The following is a 4579-nucleotide window of genomic DNA, read 5'->3' as shown; positions in this document are numbered from 1 at the left end:
AGGGGATGGGGGAGGGAAAATCCCGCACCCGGACGAAGCACACCACCCGCCCATATCCGGGAAAAGCCCGGATTGTTCGATCATGGTTAATTTCGTCAACCATCTTTTTCGCGCGCGGGGCCTCCCGCGCACGTCAGGGGATGGGAGTTACCATGACGGTCATCAACACCAATGGCGCCGCGCTTCGAGCGATGGCGGCCACGCAGCGCGCCAATACCGATCTGGCGCAATCCATGGCGCGACTGTCCTCGGGCCAGCGGATCAATTCGGCCAAGGACGATGCGGCCGGGCTGGCGATCAGCAGTTCCATGACGGCGCAGATCCGCGGCATGACGCAGGGCATCCGCAACGCGATGGACGGCGTCTCGCTGGTCCAGACCGCCGACGGCGCGCTGACCGAGGTGTCCAACATGCTGCAACGGATCCGCGAGCTGGCGGTGCAGGCGGGATCGGGGACGTACAGCATGAGCGACCGCGCGGCGCTTCAGCTGGAAGTGACCGCGCTGTCGACGCAGATCGACCAGACGCTTCGCAACGCCTCGTTCAACGGGGTGGCATTGTTCAATGCCAATGCGCCGGTTTACGACAGCAATAACCAGCTGGTCGATGCCAGTGTAAAGTTGAACGTGCAGGCAGGGCCAAACATCACCGACACGATCCCGATTTCAATTCCCCCCATTCCCATCAACTACATGCGTGACGATATCAGCACTTATTGGAATAGCTACGATGGCCGACTTACTCCTCCACTTAATATAACCATTCCATATACCGGCCCGTCGTCACACCTCGTTACGTTTGACGACTATATGGCTGGAGGTAAGATTGCGGGCAACGCCATTACGCGTGATGATATCGGCAGGATCACTTACCCGAACAATGGCGATCAATGGTATGATCCCAACGGATCACATTATGACAACATCAATTACGACACATATTACCAACGTCGTCAATTTCCGCTGACGGACGAACTGAACGTCACCAATCGCTACCGGACAGACCACACGATGAAGCGCGTCGACGAACTGCTCGGCACCGTGGCGAGCGTTCAAGGGCAACTCGGCGCAACGGCGAACCGCCTGCAATCCGCTGTCTCCACCCTGACCAGCGGCACGACCAACTTGTCGGAAGCCCGTTCGCGCATCGCCGACACCGATTATTCCGAAGAATCGGTGAAACTCGCCCGCGCCCAAATTTTGGCCCAGGCTTCGACCGCCATGCTCGCCCAGGCCAATCAAAGCCAGAAGGACGTGCTGAAACTGCTCGGCCAGTAACGAAAAAGGGCGGCCCCGCAGGACCGCCCTTTCGTCATTGGTCAAGAAAACCTGATTATTCCGGCTTCTTCGCCACCGCGACCAGTGCTGGGCGCAGAAGGCGGTCCTTGATCATGTAACCCGACTGCATCTCCTGCACGATCGTGCCCGGTTCCTGGTCGGAGGGCATTTCGATCATCGCCTGATGCTTGTTGGGGTCGAGCGGCTGGCCCATCGCCTCGATCTTGGTGATGCCGTGGCGGCCGAGCACGCTGTCCAGCTCGCGGCCGGTCGCATCGAGGCCGGTCACCAGCCCCTTCCACTTGTCATCGGTGCGCAGATCGGCCGGGATCGCCTGCAGCGCACGCTGGAGATTGTCGGCGACCGACAGGACGTCGCGCGCGAACGCGGTCGCGGCATAGTTGCGCGCGTCGACCGCTTCCTTCTCGGCACGGCGACGGACATTCTGATTCTCGGCCTGGGCATAGAGATATTGCTGCTTGGCCTCGGCCAGCTGGTTCTCCAGCCCGGCGACGCGGTCCTGCACGGCCACTTCGGGCGCGGCCTCGGCCGTCTCTTCGCGCAGGTCGTTCGGGGTTTCGTTGGTCGTGTTGTCGCTCATCATAATCCCTGTTCAGCCCATCATCCGGGCGAGCGTTGCCGCCGTGAAATCCACCATGGGCACGACGCGGGCATAGTTCAACCGCGTCGGCCCAATTACGCCGACCACACCGATCACCTGGCCGTCGAGGCCGCGAAAGGGCCGGGCGATCACCGAAGATCCCGACAGGGCGAACAACTTGTTCTCCGCGCCGATGAAGATGCGGGTCGAATCGCCCGCGCGCGCCGAATCGAGCAGATGCGCGATTTCCTGCTTGCCTTCCAGATCGTCGAGCAGGTCGCGGACCCGCTCCAGATCGGCGGCGGCGGCGGCATCGATCAGCCGTCCCTGCCCCCGCACGATCAGGATCGGACGCCGCTCGCCATCCTCGCTCCAGACGGCCAGCCCCTGTTCGACCAGCGCGCGCGCCGCACCGTCCAGCGCCGCACGTCCCGCCGCCAGCTCGCGCTCCAGCCGCTCGCGCGCCTGGCCCAGCGTGAGGCCCGCCAGCGTGGCGGACAGATAATTGCCCGCCTCGACCAGTGCAGATCCCGTCATGCCCGGCGGCAGTTCGAGCACCCGGTTTTCCACCGCGCCATCCTCCGCGACCAGCACGGCCAGCGCCTGGATCGGCGACAGCGGCACGAAGCCGATCGAGCGCAACTTCATCTCGCGCTTGGGCACCATGACAAGGCCCGCACAGGCCGACAGCCCCGACAGCACCGCCGTCGTCGCGGCCAGCGCTTCCTCGACCGGGCCGGAGCGCGCGGCGCGTGCCTCGATCGCGGTGCGCTCCTCGATGCTGGGCTCCATCGCGTGCATCATGCCGTCGACGAACAGACGCAGGCCGATATCCGTCGGCATCCGTCCCGCACTGGTATGCGGCGCCGCCAGCAACCCGCGCTCCTCCAGTTCCTGAAGGACGTTGCGGATCGAGGCGGGCGACAGGTTGATCCCCGACAGCGCGATGGTCTTCGACCCCACGGGTTGACCGCTGGTCAGATAGCTGTCGACCACCACACGAAAGATATCGCGTGCCCGGTCGGTCAGCTCGGTGATCGGTGGGGTGACCATGCCGCGAATGTAGGCATCACCCCGCACCGGCTCAAGCGATCGGGAGACACACCCCTTCTTCTCTGCGTCCTCTGCGCCTCTGCGCCCAAAAAAAGATTGGTTCACGCGGAGGCGCGGAGACGCGGAGGAGGAGCCAAACAATCTCCGCGGCTCCGCGTCTCCGCGTGAGAAAATTTCGCGCAGAAGTGCAGAGGACGCGGAGAAGAAGAGTGTCTTCCGATCGCCACCGTCCCATCTGGCGCTCTAGGCGGGGGGCGGTTAGGGCTGTCGCCAAGGAACAAGGAGAAGACTATGCGCCCGTCCGGCCGGATGCCCGACCAGATGCGTCCTATCACCATCGAGCCGAATTTCACCCGCCACGCCGAAGGATCGGTGCTGATCGGGTTCGGCGATACCAAGGTGCTCGTCACCGCCAGCGTCGAGGAACGCGTGCCCCCCTTCCTGCGCGGCAAGGGCGAAGGCTGGGTGACGGCCGAATATGGCATGCTTCCCCGCGCCACCCATACGCGCGGCAGCCGTGAGGCGGCCAAGGGCAAGCAGTCGGGCCGCACCCAGGAAATCCAGCGGCTGATCGGCCGTTCCCTGCGCGCCGTCTGCGACCTGAAGGCGCTGGGCGAACGTCAGATCACCATCGACTGCGACGTGATCCAGGCCGATGGCGGCACCCGCACCGCCGCCATTTCGGGCGCCTGGGTCGCGCTGCGCATGGCGGTCAACAAGCTGATGGCCGAGGGCAAGCTGGCCAGCGACCCGATCCGCAACAAGGTCGCGGCCGTCTCGTGCGGTATCCATCAGGGCACGCCCGTCCTCGACCTCGACTATATCGAGGATTCGGCCGCCGATGCCGACGCCAATTTCGTACTGATCGAGAACGGCCATATCGCCGAGGTCCAGGCGACCGCCGAAAACGCGACCTATGACGAAGAGGCGCTGCTGCGCCTGCTGCGTCTCGCGCGTATGGGCTGCAACGAGATCTTCGCCGCGCAGGACCGGGCGATCCGCGCATGAGCGGCGAAGGAAGCGGCCGGCAGGCGATCCGCAAGCTGACGCCGGGCAAGCTGGTCCTCGCCAGCCATAACAAGGGCAAGATCGTGGAATTCCGCGAACTCCTCGCGCCCTATGGCATGGAGGTGATCGCAGCCGGTGACCTGGACCTGCCCGAGCCCGAGGAAACCGGTACGACCTTCGTCGCCAATGCCGAACTGAAGGCGCTGGCCGCTGCCGACCTGTCGGGCCTGCCCGCCCTGTCGGACGATAGCGGTCTGTGCGTCGAGGCGCTGGGCGGCGATCCGGGCCTCTTCTCGGCGCGCTGGGCGGGGCCGGAGAAGGACTTCGGCATGGCGATGCGCGCGGTCGAGGATCGGCTGAACGAAGAGCCCGACATGGCCCGGGCGGCGCATTTCATCTGCGCGCTGGCGATCGGCTGGCCCGACGGCCATGTCGAATGGTTCGAGGGGCGGGTGGACGGCACGATCGTCTGGCCGCCACGCGGCGACAAGGGCCATGGCTACGACCCGATCTTCCAGCCGACCGGCTATGCCGAAACCTTCGCCGAGATGGATCAGGACGAAAAGAACCGCATCAGCCACCGCGCCGATGCCTTCGGCCAGTTGGTGAAGGCGGTGTTCTGAAAAAAATCCTCCCCGGC

The 4579-nt window shown here is 64.6% G+C and carries 5 protein-coding genes; 3 read left to right on the top strand and 2 right to left on the bottom strand.

Annotated features, from left to right (window positions below; genetic code table 11):
- A partial coding sequence (locus SP5_RS20040) for a flagellin N-terminal helical domain-containing protein (protein ID WP_439645600.1) occupies positions 1 to 1277 on the top strand: 1277 nt, incomplete at its 5' end.
- 55 nt (positions 1278 to 1332) lie between these two features.
- Here SP5_RS20040 and grpE read toward each other — a convergent pair.
- Complete coding sequence (grpE, locus tag SP5_RS04315; RefSeq protein WP_042484606.1) at positions 1333 to 1878, bottom strand: nucleotide exchange factor GrpE; 546 nt, start codon at positions 1876 to 1878, stop codon at positions 1333 to 1335.
- Positions 1879 to 1890: 12 nt separating this feature from the next.
- Entirely contained in the window at positions 1891 to 2931 is a 1041-nt protein-coding gene (hrcA, locus tag SP5_RS04310) for a heat-inducible transcriptional repressor HrcA (protein WP_042484604.1), read from the bottom strand.
- A gap of 291 nt (positions 2932 to 3222) precedes the next feature.
- Here hrcA and rph point away from each other — a divergent pair, with 291 nt between their 5' ends.
- Positions 3223 to 3939, top strand: a complete 717-nt coding sequence (gene rph, locus SP5_RS04305) for a ribonuclease PH (RefSeq protein WP_042484601.1) — start codon at positions 3223 to 3225, stop codon at positions 3937 to 3939.
- Positions 3936 to 4562 (top strand): RdgB/HAM1 family non-canonical purine NTP pyrophosphatase, encoded by a 627-nt coding sequence (gene rdgB / locus SP5_RS04300; protein WP_042484597.1) that lies wholly within the window; start codon positions 3936 to 3938, stop codon positions 4560 to 4562. Before rph ends, rdgB begins: the two co-directional genes overlap by 4 nt.
- Positions 4563 to 4579: the final 17 nt, after the last annotated feature.

Origin of the sequence: Sphingomonas parapaucimobilis NBRC 15100 (genome assembly GCF_000787715.1) — a bacterium.
GTDB classification, from domain to species: Bacteria; Pseudomonadota; Alphaproteobacteria; order Sphingomonadales; family Sphingomonadaceae; genus Sphingomonas; species Sphingomonas parapaucimobilis.
Note: the sequence above shows the minus strand (reverse complement) of the source record. Positions and strands in the feature narration are given on the sequence as shown.

What these genes read in the sequence shown, in the direction of transcription:
- rdgB (WP_042484597.1), top strand. Translation starts at nt 3,936, where the DNA reads ATGAGCGGCGAAGGAAGCGGCCGGCAGGCGATCCGCAAGCTGACGCCG.
- hrcA (WP_042484604.1), bottom strand. Translation starts at nt 2,931, where the DNA reads ATGGTCACCCCACCGATCACCGAGCTGACCGACCGGGCACGCGATATC.
- rph (WP_042484601.1), top strand. Translation starts at nt 3,223, where the DNA reads ATGCGCCCGTCCGGCCGGATGCCCGACCAGATGCGTCCTATCACCATC.
- grpE (WP_042484606.1), bottom strand. Translation starts at nt 1,878, where the DNA reads ATGAGCGACAACACGACCAACGAAACCCCGAACGACCTGCGCGAAGAG.